Raw genomic sequence first — 23,596 nt, 5'->3', positions numbered from 1 at the left:
CGCTTCCGGGCGGGGCTGCGGCCCCGCCCCTGCCGCCATGAAACTCTCTTCCGCGCAACTACCCAGACAGCTCAAGGACAGCCTGGCACCGGTCTACGTGGTCAGCGGCGACGAGCCGCTGCTCTGCCAGGAAGCCTGCGACGCCATCCGCACCGCCGCCCGTGCCCAGGGCTTCAGCGAGCGCCAGGTGTTCAACGCCGACGCAGGCTTCGACTGGAATCAGCTCCACGAGGCCGGCGCCAGCCTGTCGCTGTTCGCCGAGAAACGCCTGCTGGAACTGCGCATCGCCAACGGCAAGCCCGGCGACAAGGGCGCCGCGGCGATCCTCGAATACCTGGCCCGCCCCGCCGAGGACAACCTGCTGCTGATCGACCTGCCCAAGCTCGACGCCGCCACCCAGAAGAGCAAGTGGGCCAAGGCGCTGCTCGACGCCCCGCAGGTGCAGTTCGTGCAGGTCTGGCCGGTCGACGCCCAGCAACTGCCGCAGTGGATCCGCCAGCGCCTGGCCCAGGCCGGGCTGGCCGCCAGCCAGGAGGCGCTGGAACTGATCGCCGCCCGCGTCGAAGGCAACCTGCTGGCCGCCGCCCAGGAAATCGAAAAGCTCAAGTTGCTCGCCGAGAACAATCAGATCAGTGCCGATACCGTGCAGGCCGCGGTGGCCGACAGCGCCCGCTTCGACGTCTTCGGCCTGCTCGACGCCGCCCTCGCCGGCCAGGCCGCCCATGCCCTGCGCATGCTCGAAGGACTGCGCGGCGAAGGCGTGGAAACGCCGGTGATCCTCTGGGCGCTGGCCCGCGAACTGCGCCAGTTGGCCGGCCTGGCGCAGCAATACGCCCAGGGCGTGCCGCTGGAAAAGGCCTTCGCGCAGGCGCGCCCGCCGATCTGGGAAAAACGCCGTCCGCTGCTGGCCAAGGCCCTGCAGCGCTACTCGGCGACACGCTGGAGCCAGTTGCTGCTGGACGCCCAACTGATCGACGCGCAGATCAAGGGCCAGGCCGAAGGCGAGCCGTGGAACGGCCTGGCCCGGCTGGCCCTGGCCATCGCCGGCCAGCGCCTGGGCCTGCCGCCGGAGCGCTGAGAGGCGACGCGTCGGCGGGCAGGAAGGGTCATGCCCGGAGCAGCACGTCGGCGTCCAGTTCCATGCCGCTCTTCGGGATGATTTCCGCGTTCAGTATTTCCGCCAGCGCCTCTACCGACAGCCCGGACGCGCAACCGGCACCCGAGAGGCGTTCGTACACCTCCAGCATCCGCCGGTAGCTGTCGGCCAGGATCCGGTGCGAGTCGGTATCGCGCCCCTTGAAGATCGGCCAGCGCCCCAGGTCGTCCACCAGGATCTGGACGATCCCGCGCAGATCGGCCTCGTGGTTGCCATCGAAGCCGCGAAACCGCGGATCGCGCCCGAAAGCCGGGGCCAGCCTGGCCAACTGCTCCCGGCGCACCCGGTCGAAGCCGGCATAGGCCTCCTCGATGGCTTCCCACATGCCCAGCACTTCGGCGACGAAGGTGACGGCCTCGGGGACTTCGACGCCGTCCCCGAACAGGCCGGGATAGGCCCAGCCGAGCGCCCAGCCGTGATCGTCCCGGACCATCCGCTGCACGAAGAGCGGGTCGATGCCGTTGTCGATGCCGAGACGGGCGTGGATATCGGTGAGCAGGGTGACGATCAGCTTCTGTTGGTTGGAAAACTCCATTTCTACCTCATCCTTGTTTTTGTTTTGCCGGAGATACCTGCATATAGTCCGTCCATCGGGCAAATTCCAGTCGGGCCGTCCGGATATCCGTTCACGGAAAGCGATATTGGAGCGGACGAACGCAGCCACACTCAACGCCACTGGACATTTTTTGACCAGCCGCGCATGATGCGCACGCCTGCACGGGGCAGGCCCACAGGAGGACGCCCATGGCGAAGAAATCCGTTTCCCGGCCCAACAAGGCCAAGTCCCTGGTCGCACAACCCTTGTTCCGCTGCCGCCAGGAACCCGCGAAGAAAGGCAAGGGCAGCTACCGCCGCGAAGCCTTCCGGTCCGACGACCGGGAGGCTTTCGTCTTTCTGGCCGCCTGAAAGGCCCGCGCCCCTCTCCCCGCCTCCCCCCATACCTTCGCCGCCACGGCGGAAATCCCTCCGGCACGTGCCGCGAGCCGTACGTTTCGCAGATCTTCCCGCCGTGCGCCTCGATGCCCAGGCGTCTCGCCATGAGCGCTCAGCGTCCCCGCGTGCCGTGCTTTCGGTCGGCCGTACGTCAACGAAGTGACAGCAATGCCGAGAGATGGGCCTGTCCGGCACTCAAGAACCGAAAGATGGCGTCCGGGATCCACCGGGAAATATCCAGACGCCCCGTCATCCACAGGTAGGCACCACCGGCCAGCACACCCGCCACCAGCATCGCCAGCAGCCATGGCCATACCTTCCAGCCCTTTTCAACTGGCCGGGCCTTCCCCTTCCCGAGCTTGCGCCACTCCCATGGCGGCACCCGCTTCGCCTTCGGCAAGGCCCACAGCCCCTGCCTGGCCCTGCGTGCCCGCTCTTCCAGCCGGGCAAACTCCGGCTCCCTGGAATAGTCATGGTAAACCCAGGCATGGCCGTGCCTGACCATTTCCTCATTGACGAACGTGCGCCCGCGAAAGACCCTTCCGACAATGCGGCCATAGCGATCCCGGGCCGTCTGCTCGATCCTGACGCTCTTGTTGAGCACCATCGCCGCCAGCGCCGCTCTCGCCTCCGCACCATAGGGCTGAGCCTGCTCCGGGGTATCGATGCTGCACAGTCGCACCACCACGGTCAGGCCATTGCCACAGTTCACCTTCAAGGTATCCCCGTCGGAGACATGAACCACCTTCGCTTCCAGCAGTTTCTTCCTGTCTACCATCAATGAACATCACTCACGCTGAAACCATATCCGGCCCCCTTCGAAGCTCATGGCTCCGATCGGCGATGAAAAAGGCCGCGCAGTATGACAGGGGAGTCCCCTGCTGTAAGCCATCGCCTACAGCAGGTCGGGCAGTCTCGCCATTGGTTCGAAACGGCCGGCGGCGTACATTGAACTCCACCAAGACGTCGAAGGATCGACGCAGGCCGACCAGGGATGGCGGCCGGAGGGACAGTCGCAGGATGCGGCTATTTCGTCAGGACGACGAGCACACGGACGTAAGGAAGCAGGAACGGCGAGGGCAACCCCCTCGCCGTTTTTGCGTGTGCCGGAAAAAGCAGCCATTCGCCACGCCTGCCGCCCTTCAAAACGCCGCCGTGACCGGGGCAGGCGAACTCCTGGCCCCCAGACAACCGGACTGGAGACCGCACGCCTCCGTCCCCTCACGGCGCATGCTCCACACACCAGCAGGGGTCAGGCACCGCAGGAGGCAATCCGATGGGCAAGAAATGTCGCTTCCGGCCCAACAAGGCCAGATCCCTGGTCGCCCCCTTGTTCCGCTACCGCCAGGAACGCGCGAAGACAGGCAAGGGCAGCTACCGCCGCGAAGCCTTCCGGTCCGACGACCGGGAGGCTTTCGTCTTTCTGGCCGCCTGAAAATCCCCACGCATCTCCCCCTCGAATCCACCGAGCCGCCCGGCCCGAGCAGTCGTTCGGGCAACCCCGGCTTCACATCCGCTTCCGACAGCCCCTCTTTCTCCGCTCGTCCGCTTCTAGCTGTTGGTCAGTGCCTGCACTGTGCGACCAGGGTCTTGCCGGCAATCCAGTACGCGCCAGACCTGGATTTCCTCACCTTCGACACGGTAGTAAATGGCAAAGGGGAAACGCTCCGCCAAGGCACGGTAGTAGCCGAACACCTGTTGATGAACGCCCGCATACAGCAGCAGGGAATCGATATCGGCAAACAGCGCATCAAGGAAATACTCGCCCAGATCGGGTTGCTGCTGCGCGTAGAAGGCACGCCCGGCGTCGAGGTCTTCGACGGCCAGGGTAAGAATGCGGATGTTCACGTCCGGGCGCGCTGGCGCAGCATGTCTTTCGCCTCGACCCAGTCCACCAGACGGGCGTTACCGGATGCCGCCGCCGCTTCGGCCTGTTTGAGCGCCTCGCCATGCCAGACGGGCGAAACGATACCCTCCGCCGAAGCGGAAAGGTCGCGCCACAAGGCTTCCATCATGCGGAGCTTTTCGGCGCGCGTAAGAGATTCAAGGGCAATCATGAGAGCCTCCCCTAAGCAGTGGGCTGCAGGATAACAGGAGCGGAGAACGCCTGAACATCGGCGCCAAAGCTGTGGAACTGCATCTGGCAGGTTTTACCGTCGGCGGCAATATGTGCAAATTTTTGCACATTGCTTTTCTCTTCCGGATCGCCTTCCTTGAACACGTTGTCGATGTGCTTGTAACGGCGGATCGCTCGCGCCCGAACAGCAGCACCATCTGTTCCTGACGAGAGCCGTCCCGACGAACTATCCGGAAATTCCGGATAGTTGCGGCTGCGGACTGTTCACAGGATGCGGATCACTTCATTGCCCTGACGGGAGAAACGCACCGATTCGCGGCGACCGTCCGGATATTCCTTCACGGCGGAGTCGAGCGTTCCCGATACATGCCGCACCGCAGTGACGAGTACACATGGTCCCGATGGACTGATACGACACACTCCCGCCAGCCCCGAATGCTGCCATCGGGCAGCACGACCAGAAAACCCTGTTCGGCGCATGGTCCGAGGAGCGTCTGTCCACTCCCCCTCAGCGATCCCTCGCATCTCCCCTGCGCTTCAAACGATAAGCCAGCGCCGGGCGGGTCATGCCCAGCAGCCGGGCGGCTTCCGAGACGTTCTGGCCGCTGCGTCGGAGGGCGCCATGGATCAGCGCATCCTCGATCGAATCCAGCCCTATTCCCTGGTCGAGCAGCCGCTCGATGCAATCGTCCTCAACCCCGGCGGAACGTTCCGCCAGGCAGCCGTCGCTGGCCAGGCCGATCCCCTGCGGTTCCACCTGGAAATGGGGGAAAAGCGCTTCGACCTCGATGCTCCGATTGGGCTCGGTGATGATCACACCGCGCTCGATCAGGTTCTCCAGTTCGCGGATATTGCCCGGCCAGTCGTAGCCCAGGCAGGTCTCCAGGGCCTGGTCGGAAAGCCCCAGGGTCTTCTTCCGGTAGCTGGCATGCATTTTCTCGAGGAAATGCTCGATCAGCAGCGGAATATCCTCCCGACGCTCGCGCAGCGCGGGAATGTGGACCGGGTAGACGTTCAACCGATAATACAGGTCGGCGCGGAAACGCCCTTCCCCGACCGCCTTGAGCAGATCCTCATGGGTGGCGGCGACGACCCGCACATCGACCTGCCGCGTCTGCGAGTCGCCGACCCGCTCCAGCTCCCGTTCCTGGAGCACGCGCAACAGGCTGGCCTGGGCGCGCGGGGTCAGCTCGACGACCTCGTCGAGGAACAGGGTGCCGCCGTTGGCGCGCTCGAAGCGGCCCATGCGCGACTGCTGGGCGCCGGTGTAGGCGCCCTTCTCCACGCCGAACAGCTCGGCTTCGATCAGATCCGGCGGGATCGCCGCGCAGTTCAGCGCGACGAAGGGACCACCGGCGCGCTCGCTGCGCAGGTGCAGGCTGCGGGCGATGACCTCCTTGCCCACGCCGGTCTCGCCCAGCAGCAGCACGGAAGCGTTTCCCAGGGCAACCTTGTCGATCAGGCTGCAGGTCTTGCGATAGACGCCGGAGCGGCCGACGCCGTAGAACAGGCCGGCTTGCTCCTGCAGACGCTGGCGCATGTTCGCCACCTGCTCCTGCAGGAGCTGCAACTCATCGATGATGGGATCGTTCCGGAAATACCGGAGGAAATCCTCGGCATCCTCCCATTCGCCCACCGGCTTGCCGACGATGCGGCACTGCGCATCGCCGCGCCCCCGACAACTGACCTCCTTGAACAGGATTTGCCGGCCAAGGAAGAACGAGGTGAAGCTGATCGCGTAGCCGAGCAGGGTCCAGCACACCGGCTGGTCGCTGTGCAGCCCCTCGGCCCGGCAGCTTTCCACTTCGAAGGAGTTCTCCCATTCCAGGTCGGCATAGAACGCCCCGCTCTCCTGGTCGATGCGGATTTCCAGCGGCCTGACCTTGGCCATGCCCTTGAGCGAATGTAACTGCGGACCGGCGTAGAACATCTCCAGCGCGCTGGCATCGGGGCGCAGCTTGCGCGCCAGCTCGGCATCCCGGAGACCGGACTTGTAGCCCAGGCGCAGGAAAAAGCCCTTGGCGCGCTCCACGCCGATACTCTCGATCATTTCGCGACGAACGGCGCTCAGCGCCGAGAGTTGCAACAGCAGCATGCGCTGCTGGCCGAGCCAGATCTTGCCTTCTTTTTCGACGAAGCGAATCTGCCCAGTGAGATCCTTGAATGCCGGTATCAACGCCGGCGCCGTATCGATTGGCTTCATGACATACCTTTTTATTTTTCTGTATGAAGATGGCGAACAAGCCAGTGAATCGCCACGGTCGAGCCAAAAGCCTTCGCGCTTACCTTCGGATGAAGTGTAACCACGCCTGTTTAATGGCTATGTCGACAAGAAGTCAATCGTCACCGGTCCTTCTTTCTTCGAGGCTTTATCCGAGCTTTCATCATTTGCTCGAAGAGCCTCGGATAAATGATCAAATGATTGAAGCAACGGCCCGCTTTTCGGATCGCCGATCTCTCCCCACGGACTTACCAAAAAATAAAATATATAAAATTCAATGAATTATATATAAATCAAATGACAACCAGCCGTACCGGCATAGCCCTTGCTCAAGCAATAGCGGACCAGCAAGGAGCTCTCAAACATGAGCCATTCAAGCTTCGAACAGTTACCGCGTTATGTTCGAGTACGCGGCCGATCCGATGATCCTTTCGTCGAATTCGATTTCGCCATCGGTCATCCGGAACTGTTCATCGAACTGGTCTTGCCGCGCAGTGCCTTTGAAAGCTTCTGCCGGAACAACAGCGTGCAATTCATGGATACGGCAATGGCCGAAGCCATCGACAGAGACATGCGGAAATGGCGCTACGGGACTTCCCATGGCGACGATGAAGGGTCTTGAGCCTGACGACACAAGGCTTGGATCGATAACACAACAACAAATACGGTATCGGACTTCATGAGTATCGAAATCAAGACGGTGGCCATCGAGCCCTTGCGTCACACCTACAGCCACATCCGTCGCCGCTTCGGCGACAAGCCAGCCAGCCGCTATCAGGAAGCGAGCTTCGACATCGAGGCGCGGACCAATTTCCACTACCGGCCGCTGTACCAGCCGGACAAGGAACTCAACGACCCGACCCGCACCGCCGTGCGCATGGCCGACTGGTACAAGGTCAGCGACCCGCGCCAGTACTACTACAACAGCTACGTGCAGGCCCGCGCCAGGCAGCAGGAGAACGTCGAGCACAGCTTCGACTTCTGCGAGCGCCGCCGACTGCTGGAAAACCTCGACCCGGCGCTGCGCCGGCAGGTCGTCCTGTTGCTGTTGCCACTGCGCCACGCCGAGCTGGGCGCCAACATGAACAACAGCAGCATCGTCGCCGACGGCACGGCCACCAGCCTGACCCAGATGCACATGTTCCAGTGCGTCGACCGCCAGGGCATCGCCCAGTACCTGACCCGCCTCGGCCTGCTGCTCGACGGCGGCGACACCACGCTGCTCGCCGAAGGCAAGCGCCTGTGGCTGGAAGAGCCGGCTTGGCAGGGCCTGCGCCGCTACGTGGAGGACACCCTGGTGGTCCGTGACTGGTTCGAACTGAGTCTGGCGCAGAACCTGGTCAGCGACGGCCTGCTCTACCCGCTGCTGTTCGTCCGTTTCGACGAGCAACTGGTGCGCCAGGGTGGCGGGCAGATCAGCCTGCTCACCGAATTCATGCGCCAGTGGTTCAGCGAGGGCCAGCGCTGGATCGATGGCATGGTCAAGACCGTGGCCGCCGAAAGCGCGGAAAACCGCGAGCTGCTGCAAGGCTGGATCGACCACTGGCAGACGCGCGCGCTGGCGGCCCTGGCGCCCTTGGCCGAACTGGGACCGGGCCGGGATGCCCTGGAAGCCGTCGCCGGCGAATTCGCCGCCCGCCTGAAAAAAATCGGCCTGACCGCAGGAGCCGCCGCATGACCTCGCTCGTCTTCATCGCCTTCCAGAACACCGACAACGCGCGCCTCTACATCGACGCCATCGTCGCCGACAACCCCCATGCGGAAATCCAGCACCAGCCGGCGATGATCCGCGTGCAGGCCAAGGATCGCCTGGACCTTCACCGGGAGACGGTGGAGGAACGCATCGGCCGCGTCTGGGACGTGCAGGAAATGCTGCTCGACGTCATCACCCTCGGCGGCAGCTTCGAGGAAGAGGAAGACCGCCTCAGCCTGCGCTGGAACTGACTCCCGACCAGACATTACAAGAATCCGGAGCGATCCCCATGTCTACCAAGAAGCTGAACCAGAAAGAAAAATACCGCTGCATGACCCGCGACCTGGATTGGGAGCCGAGCTACCAGACCAAGGAGGGCATCTACCCCTTCGAGCGTTTCGAGGGTATCAGGATCACCGATTGGGACAAGTGGGAAGACCCCTTCCGCCTGACCATGGACGCCTACTGGAAATACCAGGCGGAGAAGGAGAAGAAGCTCTACGCCATCTTCGACGCCTTCGCCCAGAACGACAGCCAGACCAAGATTTCCGACGCCCGCTACGTCAACGCCTTGAAGATCTTCCTCTGCGCGGTCACCCCGGTGGAATACCAGGCGTACCAGGGCTTCGCCCGGGTCGGCCGGCATTTCGGCGGGGTCGGTGCGCGGCTGGCCTGCCAGATCCAGGCGATCGACGAACTGCGCCACGTGCAGACGCAGATCCATGCCATGAGCCATTACAACAAGCACTTCAACGGCCTGCACGACTTCGCCCACATGCACGACCGGGTGTGGTTCCTCTCGGTGCCCAAGTCGTTCTTCGACGACGCGCGCAGCGCCGGGCCGTTCGAGTTCCTCACGGCGATTTCCTTCTCCTTCGAGTACGTGCTGACCAACCTGCTGTTCGTGCCCTTCATGTCCGGCGCGGCGCACAACGGCGACATGGCCACCGTGACCTTCGGCTTCTCCAGCCAGTCCGACGAGGCGCGGCACATGACCCTGGGCCTGGAAGTGGTCAAGTTCCTGCTGGAACAGCACGAGGACAACGTGCCGATCATCCAACGCTGGATCGACAAGTGGTTCTGGCGCGGCTACCGCCTGCTGACCGTGGTCGGCACCATGATGGACTACATGCTGCCGAACAAGGTGATGTCTTGGGCGGAAGCCTGGGAGATGTACTTCGAGCAGGCCGGCGGCGCGCTGTTCAAGGACCTGGAGCGCTACGGCATCCGCCCGCCCAAGTACGTCGAGCAGACCACCGTCGGCAAGCAACACATCAGCCATCAAGCGTGGTCGATCTTCTATCAACACAGCCAGGCCACCAACTTCCACACCTGGATTCCCAGCGATACGGAGCTGGACTGGATGTCGGCCAAGTACCCGGACAGCTTCGACCGCATCTACCGGCCGCGCTACCAGTACTGGCGCGACCAGCAGGTGAAGGGCGAACGCTTCTACAACCAGAACCTGCCGATGCTCTGTCAGGTCTGCCAGTTGTCCCTGTCGTTCACCGAGCCGGACGACGACACCAGGCTCAGCCACCGCAGCCTGATCCATCAGGGCGAGCGCTTCCATTTCTGCTCCGACGGCTGCCACGACATCTTCCGGCACGAGCCGGAGAAGTACCTGCAGGCCCGTCTGCCAGTACATGAAATCCTCAAGGGCAACTGCGGCGGCAGCAACGTCGAGGAGGTCGTCCGCGACTATTACCACATCACCTCCAGCGAGGAGAGCTTCGAATACCTGGGCTCCCCCGAGCACCGGCGCTGGCAGCAGTGGAAGAACGACGAACCGAAACCCGACGGCGACCTGCCCAAGGTCATCTGAATATTCGCGGGCGGCCATGCGCCGCCCGTCCATTCCCCTCGAACAAGAAAAAGGACAACGACATGCCTGTGAATGCAATCGGCGCCTATCCGGCCCAATCCCGCGATCGCCTGGAAAACTTCAACGGCCGGCAACTGCTGTACCTCGGCTGGAGCCGGCACCTGCTGTTCTGCGCGCCCATGACCTTCGCCCTGCCGCCGGAAATGACCTTCGGCGAATTCCTGGAAAGCGTGGTCAAGCCCGCCATCGCGCCCCACCCGGACGCCGCTTTCGTGGACTTCGCCAAGGCCGAATGGCAGCTCGACGACCAGCCCTTCGCCCCGGACCTCGCCGCCAGCCTGAGCGCCAACGGCATCGGCCACAAAAGCCTGCTGTTCCTGAGCACGCCCGGACTGGACGGCATCCACGGCAGCCACAACTGAGGAGGCGGCCATGAGCTACCAAGTCACCATCGAACCCACCGGCGAGCAGATCGAGGTGCGCGAAGGCCAGACCATCCTCCAGGCCGCGCTGCGCCAGGGCATCTGGCTGCCCTTCGCCTGCGGCCACGGCACCTGCGCCACCTGCAAGATCCAGGTACTGGAAGGCGAGGTGGACATCGGCGCCGCCTCGTCCTTCGCGCTGATGGACATGGAGCGCGACGAGGGCAAGGTCCTGGCCTGCTGCGCCATCCCGCGAAGCGACCTGATCATCGAGGCCGACATCGACGTCGATCCGGACTTCGCTGGCCATCCGGTGCAAGACTACCGGGCGACGGTCAGCTCCATCCTCGACCTGTCGCCGACCATCAAGGGCGTGCATTTCGAACTCGACCGGCCGATGGCTTTCCAGGCCGGCCAGTACGTCAACCTGCAACTGCCCGGCATCGAGGGCAGCCGGGCCTTCTCCATCGCCAACCCGCCGAGCCGGGCCGACGCGGTCGAACTGCACGTACGCCTGGTGGAAGGCGGCCTGGCCACCACCCATATCCACCGGCAACTGGAGGTGGGCGATACGGCGGAAATCTCCGGGCCCTATGGGCAGTTCTTCGTCCGCGAGTCGCACCCCGGCGGGCTGATCTTCATCGCCGGCGGCTCGGGGCTGTCCAGCCCGCAGTCGATGATCCTCGACCTGCTGGAGCGCGGCGACACGCGGCCCATGGCGCTGTTCCAGGGCGCGCGCAACCGCGCCGAGCTGTACAACCGCGCGTTGTTCGAGCGGCTGGCGGCCGAGCACGCCAACTTCACCTATGTGCCGGCGCTCAACCAGGCTGGCGACGACCCGGAATGGACGGGCTTTCGCGGCTTCGTCCACGATGCCGCGAAAGCGCATTTCGAGAACCGCTTCCAGGGCAACAAGGCCTATCTGTGCGGCCCGCCGCCGATGATCGATGCCGCCATCACTACCCTGATGCAAGGCCGCCTGTTCGAGCGCGATATCCATATGGAGCGTTTCTACAGTGCCGCCGACGGCGCATCGGAGGGGCAGCGATCGGCATTGTTCAAACGTATCTGAGGTCTGCCGGCCAACCAGCGTTTTATCCTCGGGCGAATACAAAGAGCCGATCTTTTTCAAATCGCGTCAAAGTATACCTTTCGAGCATGATTCATAACTTATTCAGTATTTGACGTGAATTCGTACCGCTTTGAATATGACTGTCAACCGCATCGATCGGAGCGCGACCGTCAGCCATTGAAGAGGAGCCCGACAGACAACCGATCCAACAGACAATCAACAGCCCGCTTTGCAACGGATAAGGCAAAGCCAGGACTGATACAACCAACAAAAACAAAGGAGTTTGGCAATGGCGATGACTGGCGTGCTACGACCCGGACATACCCAACTGCGTGTACTTAATCTCGAAGAGTCGATCAAGTTCTACACCGATGTACTCGGCCTCGTGGAAACAGGCCGGGACGCCGGCGGGCGAGTCTATTTCAAATGCCATGACGAACGCGACCATCACAGTTTGATCATTCGCGAGTCGGATCGCTCCGGAATGGATTTCTATGGATTCAAAGTTCTGGACAAGGCGACCCTCGACAGACTCGAAGCGGATCTTCGGGATTATGGAGTGGCCACCGAGCGTATTCCCGCGGGAGACCTGCTGGAAACCGGCGAGCGTGTGCGCTTCGAGATACCGACCGGCCACTTGATCGAGCTGTACGCCGAGAAAAAAGAAATCGGCGACAGTTTGGGTTACGTCAATCCGGATGTGATCATCGAAGGGCGCAAGGGAATTTCGCCCCTGCGGCTCGATCACTGGCAAATCCATGGCCGCGATCTGGATGGCAGTCGGGATCTTTTCGTCGATGTGCTGGGGTTCAGCCTGGTCGAGCGAATCCTCGGCGAGGACGGCAAGACCGATATGGCGGTCTGGCTTTCCTGCTCGACCAAGGCTCACGATATCGCCTTCGTCCGAGACGACCGGGACAATACCGTTCACCATGCAGCCTTCCTGCTCGATACCTGGGAACATGTATTGCGTGCGGCGGACATCATGACCAAGCACCGGGTATCGATCGATATCGGGCCATTGCGCCATGGCATCACGCGCGGAACGACGATTTATGCCTTCGATCCGTCCGGAAATCGCTTCGAAACATTCTGCGGCGGTTACAACTTCTATCCGGACATGCAGCCTTATACCTGGACCTGGGATGAAATCGGGACGGCGATCTTCTATCACACCCGCCAATTGAACGAGCGTTTCCTCACCGTCGTGACCTGACGCCGGACGAATCGACCGTAACGGGCGGAGTCTCGTCGAACAGGCTCCGTTCCATCTCCCGAAAGGCGCAGCGACGCGCCTGGTATGACAGATGAGGAAAGCACCATGCCCATCATGCAGATTCACCTGATCGAAGGCCGCAGCGAGGAACAGAAGGCGCGCCTGATCGAAGGACTGACCCGCGCCGCGGTGGATGCGCTCGACGCACCGGTCGAGAGTATTCGCGTGATAATCAGCGAAGTACCCAATACCGACTTCGGCATCGCCGGACAGACGGCCAAGCAGCGCGGCCGCTGAAAGCGTGCGGCCCGTTACGGGCATCGCGGGCGAAACGGGCCGCCCCAGGATTCGACCGCGGACTCGATCCGCGGGCGTGCAACCCGTTCTTCATCAATTCATGTTCCGGGTATTCCAGCCCATGAATTCCCGGATTTTCCGCTGAAACTTCCAGCCGGCGTCCAAAGACGAGTCCGGCCTGGCAATAAGAAAAACAATAAAGGTAAATGTCGTGATTCATATATATCGTTCTTCCGCCTGGCCTGTCCGGCTCCGGGTCGGCACCGCATTCTGTTTGTTGTTCGCCCCGGCCGTTCAGGCCACCGAGGGCGGTGGGTCGACTTACCCCATGGGGGTGGAGGCCCACATGATGGGGGCTTTTCCACCCGAGCCCGGTTTTTACAGTTTGAACTATGCCCAGCATTACGAAGCGCATCGTTTGCGCGGAAACGATGGCGAAAGACTACCGAACGATTTCCGGCTGCGCGCCGATGTCTTCGCCAGCCGTTTCGTCTGGATAACCGACAAGAAGTTGCTGGGCGGGCGAGTCGGGATTCATACCCTGGTTCCCCTGGTGGATCTGCGCGTGGAACTGGACGGTCGCAGCGACTCCGACAAGGGGATCGGCGATATCACCTTCGGCGCGCTTCTCGGCTACGACTACAGCGAAAGGTTTCACAGCATTTTCGCCATAGACGTAATAGCGCCGACGGGCCGGTACGACGAAGACAAGCTGGCGAATATCGGCCGCAACTATTGGGCCATCGAGCCGGTGGCGGCATTCACCTGGGTCGATCCACAGGGATTCAATGCCGATATAAAATTCATGTACGACTTCAACTTCGAGAACGACGATACGGATTACAAGTCCGGTCAGGAGTTCCACTTCGACTTCGACGCCGGCTGGGCGGTGAATGAACAATGGGTTCTCGGCGTCGGGGGATATGCCTACTGGCAGACCACCGACGATCGGCAACATGGTGACCGGGTAGACGATAACAAGGGGCGAGCGATGGCGATCGGACCGGCGCTCAAGTATTCGAGCAAGGATGGCTGGTTCATGAGTCTGAAATGGCAGAAGGAATACGAGGTCAGGAATCGGCCCGAGGGCGATGCGCTCTGGCTGAAGTTCACCGTACCCCTGATGCTGTTGTGACCACCCGTGCCTGCCCACTGTCCGGCATCGAATAGCGCTGCCGGACGAACACAATCAAAACGACAAGGGCTCCGTATCCATGAAAAACACCGAACCCGATTCCCTGGAATACCGTGCGGAGGCGGGAGCATCCCGCGCAGAAACCTCATCCGTCGGGCAGCCCGTTCTGGGCATGCTCGCCCTGGCCACGTCGATGGCCGTTTCCCTGGGCATCATCGCCCTGCTCGATGTGGACTTCTTCGCTACCTGGACGACCTTCTTCGTGGTCGCCTGCGTACCGGCGCAGATCGTGATTTCCATGGTGTGGGAACTGGACTATCCGGCGTTCGCCCGGAACCTGAAGCAGCCGTTCAAGGGCCTGTTCTTCACGGCGCTGATGCTGCTGGTCGCCGCGGTCGTCGCCACCGCGATCTATCTGGCCCAGCCGGTACCGGCGGGGCCGCCGACGCCCTTCGTGCTGATGTACGCGATCTTCTGCGTGCTGGTCGCCTTCTGGCTGGTCATCGTCTGGGGCTGCTGGCCGCTGTCCGCGCTGGCCGGGCATCCGCTGGCGCTCGGGCTGGGCATCCTGGCGGTCGCCTATGACGGCGGATTCGGCCTGTTCCGGCTGCTGTTCGATTTCGCCGCGCTGGGCGGCGCGCCTTTCTATTCGGCGGCGATGGACCCCGGCGGCGCCTTCCCGGCCTTCCATGCGCTGGCCTTTTCGGTGACCACGGTTTCGCTGCTGTTCTTCTGCGTGCTGTTCGATTTCTGGCCGATAAGCGCCTTTCCCGCGTTGCGCGTGCAGCCGGCGCAGGGACTGGCGGCGACCGTCTACATCCTCGGCCTGTCGGCGCTCGCCTACTGGCTCGGCATCGGCCTGCTGGAGATGGAGCCGGTCCCCTTCATGGTGCACGTCTCGATCGGCTGCCTGTTCGGCGCGCTGGTTCCGCTCATTCTGTTCGAGGGGAAGCTCTTCGCCGGCCTGCGCCAGCCGCTGAAAGGCCTCGGCCAATGCACCGTGGCCGTCATCGCCGCCGTGCTGCTGCCGGCGCTCTACCGGGCGGTCGCGCCGCTGGTTTCCGGGCCGCTGGTCAGCGGCGCACCCGGCTACCAATACGAGTTCTGGATGGCTTCCGCCCTGCTGGCGATGACCTTTCCGGTCATGGTAGTGGTCGGCAAGTTCCTCGACTTCTGGCCATGGAGGCGTTGACGATCGTGGCGCGGAGTTTCAGCACATGATCCGCGCCATCGCCCGCTCTCGTGGTCATGATCAGCGCCGCGCCGAGTTTCCGGTCGGCCAGGGGGCGGTAGACGATATCGTCGCGGCGCAGGCGCTGGACGCACTGCGGCACCAGGGTGACGCCCATGCCGGCGGCGACCAGCCCGATGGCGGTCTGCAGGCTGTTGGTTTCGAGGCTCTTGCCGATCCGGTAGCCCCTGGCGGCGAATTGCTGCAGCACCTGGTCGATGAAGCTCGGCCGGGGACTGGCGGGATACAGGAGCAGGACCTCTTCGAGCAGAGCCTCCAGCACGATACGGCCTTCCGCGGCCAGCGGACTGCCGGCCGGGACCGCCGCGACCAGCGGCTCCTCGGCCAGCAGGACGTTTTCCAACGCCTCGTCCTCGATCCTCAGCCGGCCGAAGCCGATATCGATGCGCCCGGCCTTCAGGGCCTCGGCCTGCTGGACGGAAGTCAGCTCCAGCAGGGAAGTCTCGACGCTCCCGTTGTCGAGGGAAAACTGGCGGATCGCCTGGGGGATGAAATCGTAGAGAATCGACGGGGCGAAGCCGACGCCCATCCAGCGCCGCGCGCCGCTGCCCAGCCGGCGCGTCTCGTCGCGGATCGCTTCGATCCGCTCCAGCAGCCGGACGGATTGCTCGTGGAAGAACACCCCCGCATTCGTCAGCCGCATCGGCCGCGAGGACCTGTCCAGCAGTCGCACGCCCAGTTCGTCCTCCAGTTGCTGGATCTGCCGGGACAGCGGCGGTTGCGCGATATGGAGCTGTTCGGCGGCCTTGCTGAAATTGAGCGTGCCGGCGACAGCCCTGAAGTACTTCAGTTGACGTAGCTCCATTTTCATCCCCGAACCATGGATAAGCGGCCCGCGAGGCCCGCCCGAGGGATAACGGCACGCGGGGCCTGCCGGCCCCTCGCCAGCGGCTAGGCGGAAGCGCTTTCCAGCAGGGCTTGCACGGTCCGCACCGCCGCCTGGGCGCACTCTTCGTCCTGTTGCTCGGAAGCGCCCGAGATGCCGATGGCACCTACCGGCCTGCCCTCGAACAGGAAAGGTTCGCCGCCGCCGAACAGGGCCATGCGCGGCTGTAGCGGCAATCCCTGGCGAACGGCATCGGACATCCCGGCCAGGCGCTCTTCCCAGACCCGCGTCGGCATCCCGAAGCCGACGGCGGTCAGCGCCTTGTTCAGGGCGATGTCGCGGCATTGCAGCGGCGCGCCATCCATGTGCGCGGTGTGGATCGGCAGGCCTGCCGCGTCGACCACCACGATGCTCACTCGCACCGACAGCGCCATGGCCCGGTCGAGCGCCGCCCGCAGGGCGTGCATGGCCAGGGCCAGGTTGATGCTGTCGGCCCGGCGCAGAGAAGGTTTCATCGCATTCGCTTCCTGTGTTGGCAAAAAGGCCCGGCAGCGGAACCGCTGCCGGGCTCGAAAACCGCCACGGCCAGGCCGGACGGAGCGGTCGACTCGTTACACCGCGGCCTGCCGGGCAGCGTCTCCCCGCTGGCGCAGCAGATCCAGCGCCACATCGACGATCATATCCTCCTGGCCGCCGACCATCCGCCTCCGGCCCAGTTCGACCAGGATGTCCACGGTGCTCAGGCCATATTTGCTCGCCGCCACCTCGGCGTGGCGCAGAAAGCTCGAATAGACCCCGGCATAACCCAGCGCCAGCGTCTCGCGGTCGACCCGTACCGGGCGGTCCTGCAACGGCCGGACGATCTCGTCGGCGGCGTCCATCAGGGTGTAGAGGTCGGTGCCGTGGTTCCAGCCCAGCCGCTCGGCCGCGGCGACGAACACCTCCAGCGGCGCATTGCCCGCCCCCGCGCCCATGCCAGCGAGGCTGGCGTCGATGCGGTCGCAGCCCTCCTCCACCGCGACGATGGAGTTGGCCACCCCGAGGCTGAGGTTGTGGTGGGCGTGGATGCCGGTCTGGGTCGAAGGCTCCAGCAGGTCCTTGACCGCGCGGAAGCGCTCGCGCACGTCCTGCATGCTCAAGGCCCCGCCGGAGTCGACCACGTAGATGCAGGTGGCGCCGTAGCTTTCCATCTTCTTCGCCTCGACGGCGAGGTTCTGCGGCGTGGTCATGTGGCTCATCATCAGGAAGCCCACGGTGTCCATGCCCAACTCGCGCGCGTAGGCGATGTGCTGTCTGGACACGTCCGCCTCGGTGCAGTGGGTGGCCACCCGGACGATGCGCGCGCCGGCGTCGTAGGCCTCCTTGAGGTGGTGGACGGTGCCGATGCCGGGCAGCAACAGGGTGGCGATCCTGGCATGAGTCACCACCTCGGCCACCGCCTCGATCCACTCGATGTCGCTGTGCGCGCCGAAGCCGTAGTTGAAGCTCGAACCCTGCAGGCCGTCGCCGTGGGCGACCTCGATGGAATCCACTTTCGCCTTGTCCAGTGCGCGGGCGATGTCCTGGACGTTCCTGATCGAGTACTGGTGACGCACGGCATGGCTGCCGTCGCGCAGGGTCACGTCGGAGATGTACAGCTTCTTGTGCGGATCGAAAGTCATCTTGGCTCTCCTCGGGCGGCGCTATTCGCGCCGCTTTCCTTGACGGGTGGCTGTCTCACAGCTTCACGCAGATGTTCTTCAGCTCGGTGTAGAACTCCAGCGAGTGCACCCCTCCCTCGCGGCCGATACCCGACTGCTTGGCGCCGCCGAAGGCGGTGCGCAGGTCGCGCAGGAACCAGCTATTCACCCAGACGATGCCGGCCTCGATCCGCCCGGCGACGCGGTGGGCGCGCGAGGCGTTCTCGGTCCAGATCGCCGAGGCCAGGCCATAGGGCAGGCTGTTGGCCAGCTCGATGGCTTCTTCCTCGGTATCGAACGGGCGGATGTGGCAGCAGGGCCCGAAGATTTCCTCGGTGACCACCGGCGAATCGTCCTTCAGGCCGGTCCAGATGGTCGGCTGCACCCAGGCGCCGCCGGCCAGGTGCTGAGGCATGTCCGGCACGCCGCCGCCGGTGACTATGGTGGCGCCCTCGTCCTTGGCCTTCTGGTAGTAGCTGAGCACCTTCTCGCGGTGCTTGTGGCTGACCAGCGGGCCGAAGTTGGCCTTCGGATCGTTCGGCTCGCCGATTACCAGCGCCTCGGCGCCGGCCTTCAGGCGGGCGACGAACGCGTCGAAGATCGGCCGCTGCACGTAGACCCGCTCGGTACCCAGGCAGACCTGGCCGCAGTTGGCGAAGGCCGAACGCAGGGTGCCCTCGATAGCCTTGTCCAGGTCGGCGTCGGCGAACACGATGCCGGCGTTCTTGCCGCCCAGCTCCAGGGACACCTGGCGCACGCCCTTGGCGGCGGCACGCATGATGGTTTCGCCGGTGCCGGTTTCACCGGTGAAGGTGATGCCGTCGACGTCCGGGTGGGCGGTGAGGAAGGCGCCGGCCGAGTTGCCGCCGAAGCCGTGCACCACGTTGTAGACGCCGGCCGGCACGCCGGCGGCGTTCATCACCTCGCCGAGCAGCGCGGTGGTGCTCGGGGTTTCCTCGGACGGCTTGACCACCACGGTGTTGCCGCAGGCCAGTGCCGGGCCGACCTTCCAGGTCATCAACAGCAGCGGCAGGTTCCACGGGCTGATCACGCCGATCACCCCCTTGGGCCGGCGCACGCCGTAGTTGAGCGCGCCGCTGCCGTCCGGGGTGGCCATCTCGAAGGCCTCGGTGGGGACGTTCTTCACCAGGTCGGCGAACACCGAAAAGTTGGCCGCGCCGCGCGGGATGTCGATATGCGAGGCGAGCGATTTCGGCTTGCCGGTGTCCTGGCACTCGGCTTCGAGGAACTCGTCGAAGCGCGCGGTGATGCCGGCGGCGACGCGGTGCAGGATCTCGGTGCGCTCGGCCACGCTCATCTTGCCCCAGGGGCCTTTCAGGGCGGCGCGGGCGGCCTTGACCGCGGCGTCCACCTCGGCCTCGCCGGCTTCGTGGATCCTGGCGATCACCTCGCCGTTGGCCGGGTTGACGTTGTCGAACAGCTTGCCGCTGGCAGAGCCGACGTATTCGCCGTTGATGAAGTGCTTGATCTCTTTCATGGGCTCAATCTCGTGAAATCTGGAATCAGGTCAGGGCGGTGAGGAAGCGCTCGTTGAGCTGGCGGTCGTGGTAGAAGATCGCCTTGCCCAACTGGTCGGCGGTCCAGGTCACCGGCGGGTGGTCCGGGTAGTGGTAGTCGCCGCCGCAGAACACCTCGTTGCGGTTACCCGAGGGATCGAAGAAATAGATGGTCTTGCCGTGGGTCAGGCCGTGGCGGGTCGGGCCGATGTCCAGCGAGGTGTCGCTCATGCTGATCAGATCGGCGGCGCGCAGCACGTCCTCCCAGGTTTCCAGGAAGAACGAGGCGTGGTGGAAGCGGCCCTTCTCCGGGTGCTCGATGAAGGCCACGTCGTGGGCCTTCATGCCGACGGTGAGGAACTGGGCGACGCGCCTGCCCGCGTCGTCGAGCACCTGCTCGGCGAGGCTGAAGCCGAGCACCTCGGTGAACAGGCGCAGGGTTTCCGGCAGTTCGACGCCGTACAGCAGGCAGTGGTCGAAGCGGGTCGCCTTCATGCCCTGCAGGCCGCGCGGCCAGGCTTCCGGGTTGACCTCGGAAACGCCCCACTTGCCGGTCTGCTCCTTCTCGGCGAACAGCTCGAAGAAGTGCCCGGACGGCGCCTCGAAGCGAATACGCCGGCCGCAGCCCTTGAGTTCGCCGGCCGGCAGGTTTTCCACCTGGCAGCCGAAGGCGGCCAGTTCCTCGCCGAGGCGGCCGAGGGTGGCATCGTCGACGACCTTGAAGCCGAGGAAGTCCATGCCCGGCTCGTCGGCCTGGCGCAGCACCACCGAGAACCTGTCGATCTCGGTCCAGCCCTTGAGGTAGACGCGGCCCTGCTCGTCCCTGCCCATCTCGATCAGGCCGAGCAGATCGACGTAGTGGCGCAGGGCAGCCTGCAGGTCCAGCACGCGAAGCTGGATATGGCCCGGACGTATTACACCTTTTTTCATGATGACACCTATTGTTTTTGTGGGACCGCGTGGCCTGGCTTGCCGCACGCCCGTATCTCGGAATCGCTCAGGGGAAACAGCCGGCAGGCCAGGGCCAAGCCTTGGCTGCGCTGGTCGATGTCCACATGGCTGCAACTCATGAGCCCATAGTCGAACCGGCCGGAAACGATGCGGACCTTGCAGATTCCGCAGCCGCCGCCCCGGCAACCGACCGGGATGCAGCGCTTTCCCTGGCGCTCCATGGCGCACAGCAGCGACTCGCCGGGCCGCACCTCGACCACTTCGCCGCTGACCTGTTCGAGGATGCGATGAGGCCGACTCATGGTCTCTACAGTCTCAAACCAGCGCCGAAGGCAGGGTGCGTACCTTGCCTCGTTCGGCCAGCCGCTCGGCGCAGGACAGCGCCGCCGAGGTCATGATGTCGAGGTTCCCCGCATAGGCCGGCAGGTAATGGGCGGCACCCTCCACCTCCAGGAAGATCGAGGTCTTGAGGCCCGACACCAGACCCACGCCGGGCACGTTGGCCGGCTTCTCGATCAGTTCGAACTGCACTTCCTGCTTGAGCCGGTAGCCCGGCACGTAGCGCTGCACGCTGGCCACCATCTCCTTGACGCTGGCGGCGATGGCATCCCGGTCGACCACCTCGGAGAGCACGAACACGCTGTCGCGCATGATCAGCGGCGGCTCGGCCGGGTTGAGGACGATGATCGCCTTGCCCTTGCGCGCCCCGCCGATCACCTCGATGGCCTTCGAGGTGGTTTCGGTGAACTCGTCGATGTTGGCGCGGGTGCCGGGGCCGGCCGACTTGCTGGCGATCGAGGCGACGATCTCGGCGTAGTGGACCTGCGCCACGCGGGACACCGCGGCGACCATCGGGATGGTGGCCTGGCCGCCGCAGGTGACCATGTTGATGTTCGGCGCGTCGAGTTCGGCGTCCAGGTTGATCGCCGGGACCACGTAGGGGCCGATGGCCGCCGGGGTCAGGTCGATGACCTTCACGCCGTGGGCCTGCAGCAGCTCGTTGTGGCGGGCGTGGGCACCGGCCGAGGTGGCGTCGAAGGCGATGCCGATGTCCTTGAACTCCGGCAGCGCCAGCAGCCCTTCCACGCCTTGCGCAGTGGTCGCGACGCCGAGCCGCTTGGCGCGCGCCAGACCGTCGGACGCCGGGTCGATACCGACCATGGCGCCCATTTCCAGGTGCCTGCCATGGCGCAGCACCTTGATCATGAGGTCGGTTCCGATGTTGCCCGAACCGATGATCGCAACCTTGCAACGGGACGATGTTCTATCCACGGAAAACCTCGACTTTTGTCATTGTGGTGGATGTCGGGCGGTACGCTCAGCGGCCGCGCTGCTTGGCCGTCTGCCCGGCGATGCCGAAATTGCCGCTGGGCACCTCGGTGATCACCACGCGCACGCTCTCGATCGGCGCGTCGAGGGCATCCACGGTGGCACGGGTCAGGGCGTCGATCAGGCGCGCCTTCTGCTCTTCGCTGCGGCCTTCGATCAGGTAAACCTGCATGATGGGCATGGTGTCCTCCTCGCACTCATACGAAGCGCATCGATACGCTGCCCAGATGCTGGAAGCGCACGTTGACGTTGTCGCCGGCGGCCACGGCCACCGCCTCGGTGACCCCGCCGGTGAGAATCAGGGTACCGGCGGGAATCTCCCGGCCGCGGGCGCCGAGCATGTTGGCGAGCATGGCCACGCTCTGCGCCGGATGGCCGAGCACCGCCGCACCGGAGGCCATGGCCACCACCTCGCCGTTCTTCTCCATCACCACGCCGAGGTTCTTCAGGTCGATGCCCTCGACGTTGCGGTTGGTGCCACCCAGTACGTAGCGGGCGGACGAAGTGTTGTCGGCAATCACGCTCTTGAGGTCGAAGCGGAAGTTCTCGTAACGCGAGTCGATGATCTCCACCGCCGGCAGGATGAAGTCGGTGGCCGCCAGTACGCTGCCGATGTGACAGCCCGGGCCGCTCAGCGGGCGCTTGGTGACGAAGGCGATCTCTGCCTCGACCTTGGGATGGATCAGGCGCCGGGTGTCGATCTCGCCGCCGTCGGCCACCGCGCCGTAGTCGGTGATGAAGCCGTAGACCGGGTCGATGACCCCCATCTGGCGCATCTTGGCGTGCGAGGTCAGGCCCATCTTCAGGCCGGCGACGCGCACGCCGCGCGCTTCCTTGAGGGCGCGCAGGGCGTCCTGGATGGCGTAGGCGTCTTCCCAGTCCATATCCGGGTAGTCGTCGGTGATCTTGTGGACCTCGCGGCACTCGGTTTCGGCGGCGTCGAGGTGCGCGGCGAGGCGCTCGATGGTTTGCGGGTCGAGATTCATCGGAATTCTCCTGTCAGACGAAGCGCACGCCGGCCGAGCCGATGCCGCCGATGCCGATGCGCAGGTTGTCGCCGGCCTTGACCGGCAGCATGGTGGAGAGGGAGCCGGAGAGGATCACCTCGCCGGCCTTGAGCGGCATTTCCAGGCGGCCGAGGGTATTGGCCAGCCAGGCCACGGCATTGGCCGGATGGCCCAGCGCGGCGGCGCCGGCGCCGGTGGCGGCGATCTCGCCGTTGACTTCGAGGGTCATACCGACCACGCCCAGATCCAGCCGGCGCGGATCGACGGCGGCGTCGCCGAGCACGAACAGCGCCGAGGAGGCGTTGTCGGCCACGGTGTCCTGGATGCGGATCTTCCAGTCGGCGATGCGCGAATCGACGATCTCGAAGCAGGGCACCACGAATTCGGTGGCGCGCAGCACGTCGGCGACGGTCACGCCCGGACCGGCCAACTCGTGCTTGAGCACGAAGGCGATCTCACCCTCGGCCTTCGGCGCGATCAGGCTGGCGGCCTCGATGGCCGCGCCGTCCTCGCGCAGCATGCCGGAGGTCAGGTGACCGAAGTCGGGCTGGTCGACCTTGAGCAGGTCCATGACCACCCGGCTGGTGACGCCGATCTTCTTGCCGATCACCTTCTCGCCGTCGGCGTCCAGGCGCCGGGCGAGCACCCGCATCTGGATCTGGTAGGCCTCTTCCAGGCTGAGGTCGGGGTCGCGCTCGGTCAGCGGAGCGATGGGACGGCGATCCGCCAGCGAGCGGTAAAGCTCGTCGGCGTACTGGTTGAGCAGGGCTTGGCGCATGGTTGTGTTCCTGCGGGCTAGGCGTGGATGGCGAACGGGATGCGTGTTGCGAAGCGCCGGCGGTACCCGGAACGCTTCGGGAGTGGCTGGAAGGTAAACAGGGGCAACGATGCCGTCCAATCGAATCTAGGCACCAGACAATGCTTTTCAGGCATAGATGCGGACGACCTCGCGATATCTCCGGAAAACGTCCCGTAAATCGGGAAGTTG

The 23,596-nt window shown here is 64.3% G+C and carries 29 protein-coding genes; 13 read left to right on the top strand and 16 right to left on the bottom strand.

Going from position 1 to position 23,596, the window contains the following annotated elements; translation table 11 throughout:
• Positions 1-37 precede the first annotated feature (37 nt).
• Entirely contained in the window at positions 38-1,078 is a 1,041-nt protein-coding gene (gene holA / locus AVCA_RS04085) for a DNA polymerase III subunit delta (protein ID WP_012699562.1), read from the top strand.
• Between the two features lie 28 nt (positions 1,079-1,106).
• Here holA and AVCA_RS04080 read toward each other — a convergent pair whose 3' ends face one another.
• Entirely contained in the window at positions 1,107-1,691 is a 585-nt protein-coding gene (locus AVCA_RS04080) for a YfbU family protein (RefSeq protein ID WP_231876357.1), read from the bottom strand.
• A 209-nt stretch (positions 1,692-1,900) separates the two neighbouring features.
• On the opposite strand from AVCA_RS04080, the gene arfA (AVCA_RS04075) reads away from it, so the two are divergent.
• Positions 1,901-2,062 carry an alternative ribosome rescue factor ArfA gene (arfA, locus tag AVCA_RS04075; RefSeq protein ID WP_012699560.1) on the top strand — a complete coding sequence of 54 codons (162 nt, stop codon included), beginning with the start codon at positions 1,901-1,903 and terminating at the stop codon, positions 2,060-2,062.
• 178 nt (positions 2,063-2,240) lie between these two features.
• Here arfA (AVCA_RS04075) and AVCA_RS04070 read toward each other — a convergent pair whose 3' ends face one another.
• Entirely contained in the window at positions 2,241-2,867 is a 627-nt protein-coding gene (locus AVCA_RS04070) for a thermonuclease family protein (RefSeq protein WP_012699559.1), read from the bottom strand.
• Positions 2,868-3,365: 498 nt separating this feature from the next.
• Here AVCA_RS04070 and arfA (AVCA_RS04065) point away from each other — a divergent pair, with 498 nt between their 5' ends.
• Positions 3,366-3,524 carry an alternative ribosome rescue factor ArfA gene (gene arfA, locus AVCA_RS04065; protein ID WP_012699558.1) on the top strand — a complete coding sequence of 53 codons (159 nt, stop codon included), beginning with the start codon at positions 3,366-3,368 and terminating at the stop codon, positions 3,522-3,524.
• Positions 3,525-3,640: 116 nt separating this feature from the next.
• On the opposite strand, the gene AVCA_RS04060 is transcribed toward arfA (AVCA_RS04065), so the two are convergent.
• From AVCA_RS04060 to AVCA_RS04050, 4 genes are all read right to left on the bottom strand, one after another.
• Positions 3,641-3,937, bottom strand: a complete 297-nt coding sequence (locus AVCA_RS04060; RefSeq protein WP_012699557.1) for a type II toxin-antitoxin system RelE/ParE family toxin — start codon at positions 3,935-3,937, stop codon at positions 3,641-3,643.
• Positions 3,934-4,146 (bottom strand): addiction module protein, encoded by a 213-nt coding sequence (locus tag AVCA_RS04055; RefSeq protein WP_012699556.1) that lies wholly within the window; start codon positions 4,144-4,146, stop codon positions 3,934-3,936. Before AVCA_RS04055 ends, AVCA_RS04060 begins: the two co-directional genes overlap by 4 nt.
• Positions 4,147-4,157: 11 nt before the next feature.
• A complete protein-coding gene (locus tag AVCA_RS26330; protein WP_012699555.1) occupies positions 4,158-4,310 on the bottom strand; it encodes a hypothetical protein in 153 nt (50 codons plus the stop codon).
• 364 nt (positions 4,311-4,674) lie between these two features.
• Positions 4,675-6,369: a sigma-54-dependent Fis family transcriptional regulator gene (locus AVCA_RS04050; protein WP_012699553.1), complete on the bottom strand. Its 1,695-nt coding sequence runs from the start codon at positions 6,367-6,369 to the stop codon at positions 4,675-4,677.
• A gap of 382 nt (positions 6,370-6,751) precedes the next feature.
• On the opposite strand from AVCA_RS04050, the gene AVCA_RS04045 reads away from it, so the two are divergent.
• The 10 genes from AVCA_RS04045 (at position 6,752) to AVCA_RS04000 (ending at position 15,239) form a co-directional block, all read left to right on the top strand.
• Positions 6,752-7,009, top strand: coding sequence for a phenol hydroxylase subunit (locus AVCA_RS04045; protein WP_012699552.1), 258 nt, complete (start codon positions 6,752-6,754; stop codon positions 7,007-7,009).
• A 57-nt stretch (positions 7,010-7,066) separates the two neighbouring features.
• Positions 7,067-8,065: an aromatic/alkene monooxygenase hydroxylase subunit beta gene (locus AVCA_RS04040; protein ID WP_012699551.1), complete on the top strand. Its 999-nt coding sequence runs from the start codon at positions 7,067-7,069 to the stop codon at positions 8,063-8,065.
• Entirely contained in the window at positions 8,062-8,331 is a 270-nt protein-coding gene (locus AVCA_RS04035; protein ID WP_012699550.1) for an MmoB/DmpM family protein, read from the top strand. Before AVCA_RS04040 ends, AVCA_RS04035 begins: the two co-directional genes overlap by 4 nt.
• A gap of 38 nt (positions 8,332-8,369) precedes the next feature.
• Positions 8,370-9,905 carry an aromatic/alkene/methane monooxygenase hydroxylase/oxygenase subunit alpha gene (locus AVCA_RS04030; RefSeq protein ID WP_012699549.1) on the top strand — a complete coding sequence of 512 codons (1,536 nt, stop codon included), beginning with the start codon at positions 8,370-8,372 and terminating at the stop codon, positions 9,903-9,905.
• A gap of 62 nt (positions 9,906-9,967) precedes the next feature.
• Entirely contained in the window at positions 9,968-10,327 is a 360-nt protein-coding gene (locus AVCA_RS04025; RefSeq protein WP_012699548.1) for a phenol hydroxylase subunit P4, read from the top strand.
• 10 nt (positions 10,328-10,337) lie between these two features.
• Positions 10,338-11,399 carry an NADH:ubiquinone reductase (Na(+)-transporting) subunit F gene (locus AVCA_RS04020; RefSeq protein WP_012699547.1) on the top strand — a complete coding sequence of 354 codons (1,062 nt, stop codon included), beginning with the start codon at positions 10,338-10,340 and terminating at the stop codon, positions 11,397-11,399.
• Between the two features lie 289 nt (positions 11,400-11,688).
• The gene (locus AVCA_RS04015) at positions 11,689-12,615 is read left to right on the top strand and encodes a catechol 2,3-dioxygenase (RefSeq protein ID WP_012699546.1); all 927 of its coding nucleotides are present in this window, start codon (positions 11,689-11,691) and stop codon (positions 12,613-12,615) included.
• 105 nt (positions 12,616-12,720) lie between these two features.
• Positions 12,721-12,912 (top strand): 2-hydroxymuconate tautomerase, encoded by a 192-nt coding sequence (locus tag AVCA_RS04010; RefSeq protein WP_012699545.1) that lies wholly within the window; start codon positions 12,721-12,723, stop codon positions 12,910-12,912.
• A 328-nt stretch (positions 12,913-13,240) separates the two neighbouring features.
• Positions 13,241-14,047, top strand: coding sequence for a SphA family protein (locus AVCA_RS04005; RefSeq protein ID WP_012699544.1), 807 nt, complete (start codon positions 13,241-13,243; stop codon positions 14,045-14,047).
• A 79-nt stretch (positions 14,048-14,126) separates the two neighbouring features.
• Positions 14,127-15,239, top strand: coding sequence for a hypothetical protein (locus AVCA_RS04000; protein ID WP_012699543.1), 1,113 nt, complete (start codon positions 14,127-14,129; stop codon positions 15,237-15,239).
• On the opposite strand, the gene AVCA_RS03995 is transcribed toward AVCA_RS04000, so the two are convergent.
• From AVCA_RS03995 to dmpE, 10 genes are all read right to left on the bottom strand, one after another.
• Positions 15,190-16,104, bottom strand: coding sequence for a LysR family transcriptional regulator (locus AVCA_RS03995; protein ID WP_236616345.1), 915 nt, complete (start codon positions 16,102-16,104; stop codon positions 15,190-15,192). The two genes, AVCA_RS04000 and AVCA_RS03995, sit on opposite strands and share 50 nt — an antisense overlap.
• An 86-nt stretch (positions 16,105-16,190) precedes the next feature.
• On the bottom strand, positions 16,191-16,640 hold the full coding sequence (locus AVCA_RS03990; protein WP_012699541.1) for a GlcG/HbpS family heme-binding protein: 450 nt from the start codon (positions 16,638-16,640) through the stop codon (positions 16,191-16,193).
• A 96-nt stretch (positions 16,641-16,736) separates the two neighbouring features.
• Entirely contained in the window at positions 16,737-17,786 is a 1,050-nt protein-coding gene (gene dmpG, locus AVCA_RS03985; RefSeq protein ID WP_012699540.1) for a 4-hydroxy-2-oxovalerate aldolase, read from the bottom strand.
• Positions 17,787-17,841: 55 nt separating this feature from the next.
• Positions 17,842-19,302: a 2-hydroxymuconic semialdehyde dehydrogenase gene (locus tag AVCA_RS03980; RefSeq protein WP_012699539.1), complete on the bottom strand. Its 1,461-nt coding sequence runs from the start codon at positions 19,300-19,302 to the stop codon at positions 17,842-17,844.
• Between the two features lie 25 nt (positions 19,303-19,327).
• Positions 19,328-20,251: a catechol 2,3-dioxygenase gene (locus AVCA_RS03975; RefSeq protein WP_012699538.1), complete on the bottom strand. Its 924-nt coding sequence runs from the start codon at positions 20,249-20,251 to the stop codon at positions 19,328-19,330.
• Between the two features lie 8 nt (positions 20,252-20,259).
• Positions 20,260-20,574, bottom strand: a complete 315-nt coding sequence (locus AVCA_RS03970) for a 2Fe-2S iron-sulfur cluster-binding protein (RefSeq protein WP_012699537.1) — start codon at positions 20,572-20,574, stop codon at positions 20,260-20,262.
• A 13-nt stretch (positions 20,575-20,587) separates the two neighbouring features.
• Positions 20,588-21,544, bottom strand: coding sequence for an acetaldehyde dehydrogenase (acetylating) (locus tag AVCA_RS03965; protein ID WP_012699536.1), 957 nt, complete (start codon positions 21,542-21,544; stop codon positions 20,588-20,590).
• Between the two features lie 46 nt (positions 21,545-21,590).
• Positions 21,591-21,782 (bottom strand): tautomerase family protein, encoded by a 192-nt coding sequence (locus tag AVCA_RS03960; protein ID WP_041806918.1) that lies wholly within the window; start codon positions 21,780-21,782, stop codon positions 21,591-21,593.
• A 16-nt stretch (positions 21,783-21,798) separates the two neighbouring features.
• Positions 21,799-22,587, bottom strand: coding sequence for a 2-oxo-3-hexenedioate decarboxylase (gene dmpH, locus AVCA_RS03955; protein ID WP_012699534.1), 789 nt, complete (start codon positions 22,585-22,587; stop codon positions 21,799-21,801).
• A gap of 13 nt (positions 22,588-22,600) precedes the next feature.
• Positions 22,601-23,386: a 2-oxopent-4-enoate hydratase gene (dmpE, locus tag AVCA_RS03950; RefSeq protein ID WP_012699533.1), complete on the bottom strand. Its 786-nt coding sequence runs from the start codon at positions 23,384-23,386 to the stop codon at positions 22,601-22,603.
• Between the last annotated feature and the right edge of the window lie 210 nt (positions 23,387-23,596).

Source organism: Azotobacter vinelandii CA, assembly GCF_000380335.1.
Lineage (GTDB): Bacteria > Pseudomonadota > Gammaproteobacteria > Pseudomonadales > Pseudomonadaceae > Azotobacter > Azotobacter vinelandii.
Note: the sequence above shows the minus strand (reverse complement) of the source record. Positions and strands in the feature narration are given on the sequence as shown.

Excerpts from the sequence above, each read along its gene's own strand:
- AVCA_RS04025 (WP_012699548.1), top strand. The coding sequence starts at position 9,968 with ATGCCTGTGAATGCAATCGGCGCCTATCCGGCCCAATCCCGCGATCGC.
- AVCA_RS03960 (WP_041806918.1), bottom strand. The coding sequence starts at position 21,782 with ATGCCCATCATGCAGGTTTACCTGATCGAAGGCCGCAGCGAAGAGCAG.
- AVCA_RS04035 (WP_012699550.1), top strand. The coding sequence starts at position 8,062 with ATGACCTCGCTCGTCTTCATCGCCTTCCAGAACACCGACAACGCGCGC.
- AVCA_RS04020 (WP_012699547.1), top strand. The coding sequence starts at position 10,338 with ATGAGCTACCAAGTCACCATCGAACCCACCGGCGAGCAGATCGAGGTG.
- AVCA_RS03990 (WP_012699541.1), bottom strand. The coding sequence starts at position 16,640 with ATGAAACCTTCTCTGCGCCGGGCCGACAGCATCAACCTGGCCCTGGCC.
- dmpG (WP_012699540.1), bottom strand. The coding sequence starts at position 17,786 with ATGACTTTCGATCCGCACAAGAAGCTGTACATCTCCGACGTGACCCTG.
- AVCA_RS04055 (WP_012699556.1), bottom strand. The coding sequence starts at position 4,146 with ATGATTGCCCTTGAATCTCTTACGCGCGCCGAAAAGCTCCGCATGATG.
- AVCA_RS03995 (WP_236616345.1), bottom strand. The coding sequence starts at position 16,104 with ATGGAGCTACGTCAACTGAAGTACTTCAGGGCTGTCGCCGGCACGCTC.
- dmpE (WP_012699533.1), bottom strand. The coding sequence starts at position 23,386 with ATGCGCCAAGCCCTGCTCAACCAGTACGCCGACGAGCTTTACCGCTCG.
- AVCA_RS04005 (WP_012699544.1), top strand. The coding sequence starts at position 13,241 with ATGGGGGTGGAGGCCCACATGATGGGGGCTTTTCCACCCGAGCCCGGT.
- dmpH (WP_012699534.1), bottom strand. The coding sequence starts at position 22,587 with ATGAATCTCGACCCGCAAACCATCGAGCGCCTCGCCGCGCACCTCGAC.
- AVCA_RS04000 (WP_012699543.1), top strand. The coding sequence starts at position 14,127 with ATGAAAAACACCGAACCCGATTCCCTGGAATACCGTGCGGAGGCGGGA.
- AVCA_RS03975 (WP_012699538.1), bottom strand. The coding sequence starts at position 20,251 with ATGAAAAAAGGTGTAATACGTCCGGGCCATATCCAGCTTCGCGTGCTG.
- AVCA_RS04070 (WP_012699559.1), bottom strand. The coding sequence starts at position 2,867 with ATGGTAGACAGGAAGAAACTGCTGGAAGCGAAGGTGGTTCATGTCTCC.
- arfA (WP_012699558.1), top strand. The coding sequence starts at position 3,366 with ATGGGCAAGAAATGTCGCTTCCGGCCCAACAAGGCCAGATCCCTGGTC.
- holA (WP_012699562.1), top strand. The coding sequence starts at position 38 with ATGAAACTCTCTTCCGCGCAACTACCCAGACAGCTCAAGGACAGCCTG.
- AVCA_RS04030 (WP_012699549.1), top strand. The coding sequence starts at position 8,370 with ATGTCTACCAAGAAGCTGAACCAGAAAGAAAAATACCGCTGCATGACC.
- AVCA_RS04050 (WP_012699553.1), bottom strand. The coding sequence starts at position 6,369 with ATGAAGCCAATCGATACGGCGCCGGCGTTGATACCGGCATTCAAGGAT.
- AVCA_RS04040 (WP_012699551.1), top strand. The coding sequence starts at position 7,067 with ATGAGTATCGAAATCAAGACGGTGGCCATCGAGCCCTTGCGTCACACC.
- arfA (WP_012699560.1), top strand. The coding sequence starts at position 1,901 with ATGGCGAAGAAATCCGTTTCCCGGCCCAACAAGGCCAAGTCCCTGGTC.
- AVCA_RS03980 (WP_012699539.1), bottom strand. The coding sequence starts at position 19,302 with ATGAAAGAGATCAAGCACTTCATCAACGGCGAATACGTCGGCTCTGCC.
- AVCA_RS04015 (WP_012699546.1), top strand. The coding sequence starts at position 11,689 with ATGGCGATGACTGGCGTGCTACGACCCGGACATACCCAACTGCGTGTA.
- AVCA_RS04080 (WP_231876357.1), bottom strand. The coding sequence starts at position 1,691 with ATGGAGTTTTCCAACCAACAGAAGCTGATCGTCACCCTGCTCACCGAT.
- AVCA_RS04010 (WP_012699545.1), top strand. The coding sequence starts at position 12,721 with ATGCCCATCATGCAGATTCACCTGATCGAAGGCCGCAGCGAGGAACAG.
- AVCA_RS03970 (WP_012699537.1), bottom strand. The coding sequence starts at position 20,574 with ATGAGTCGGCCTCATCGCATCCTCGAACAGGTCAGCGGCGAAGTGGTC.
- AVCA_RS04045 (WP_012699552.1), top strand. The coding sequence starts at position 6,752 with ATGAGCCATTCAAGCTTCGAACAGTTACCGCGTTATGTTCGAGTACGC.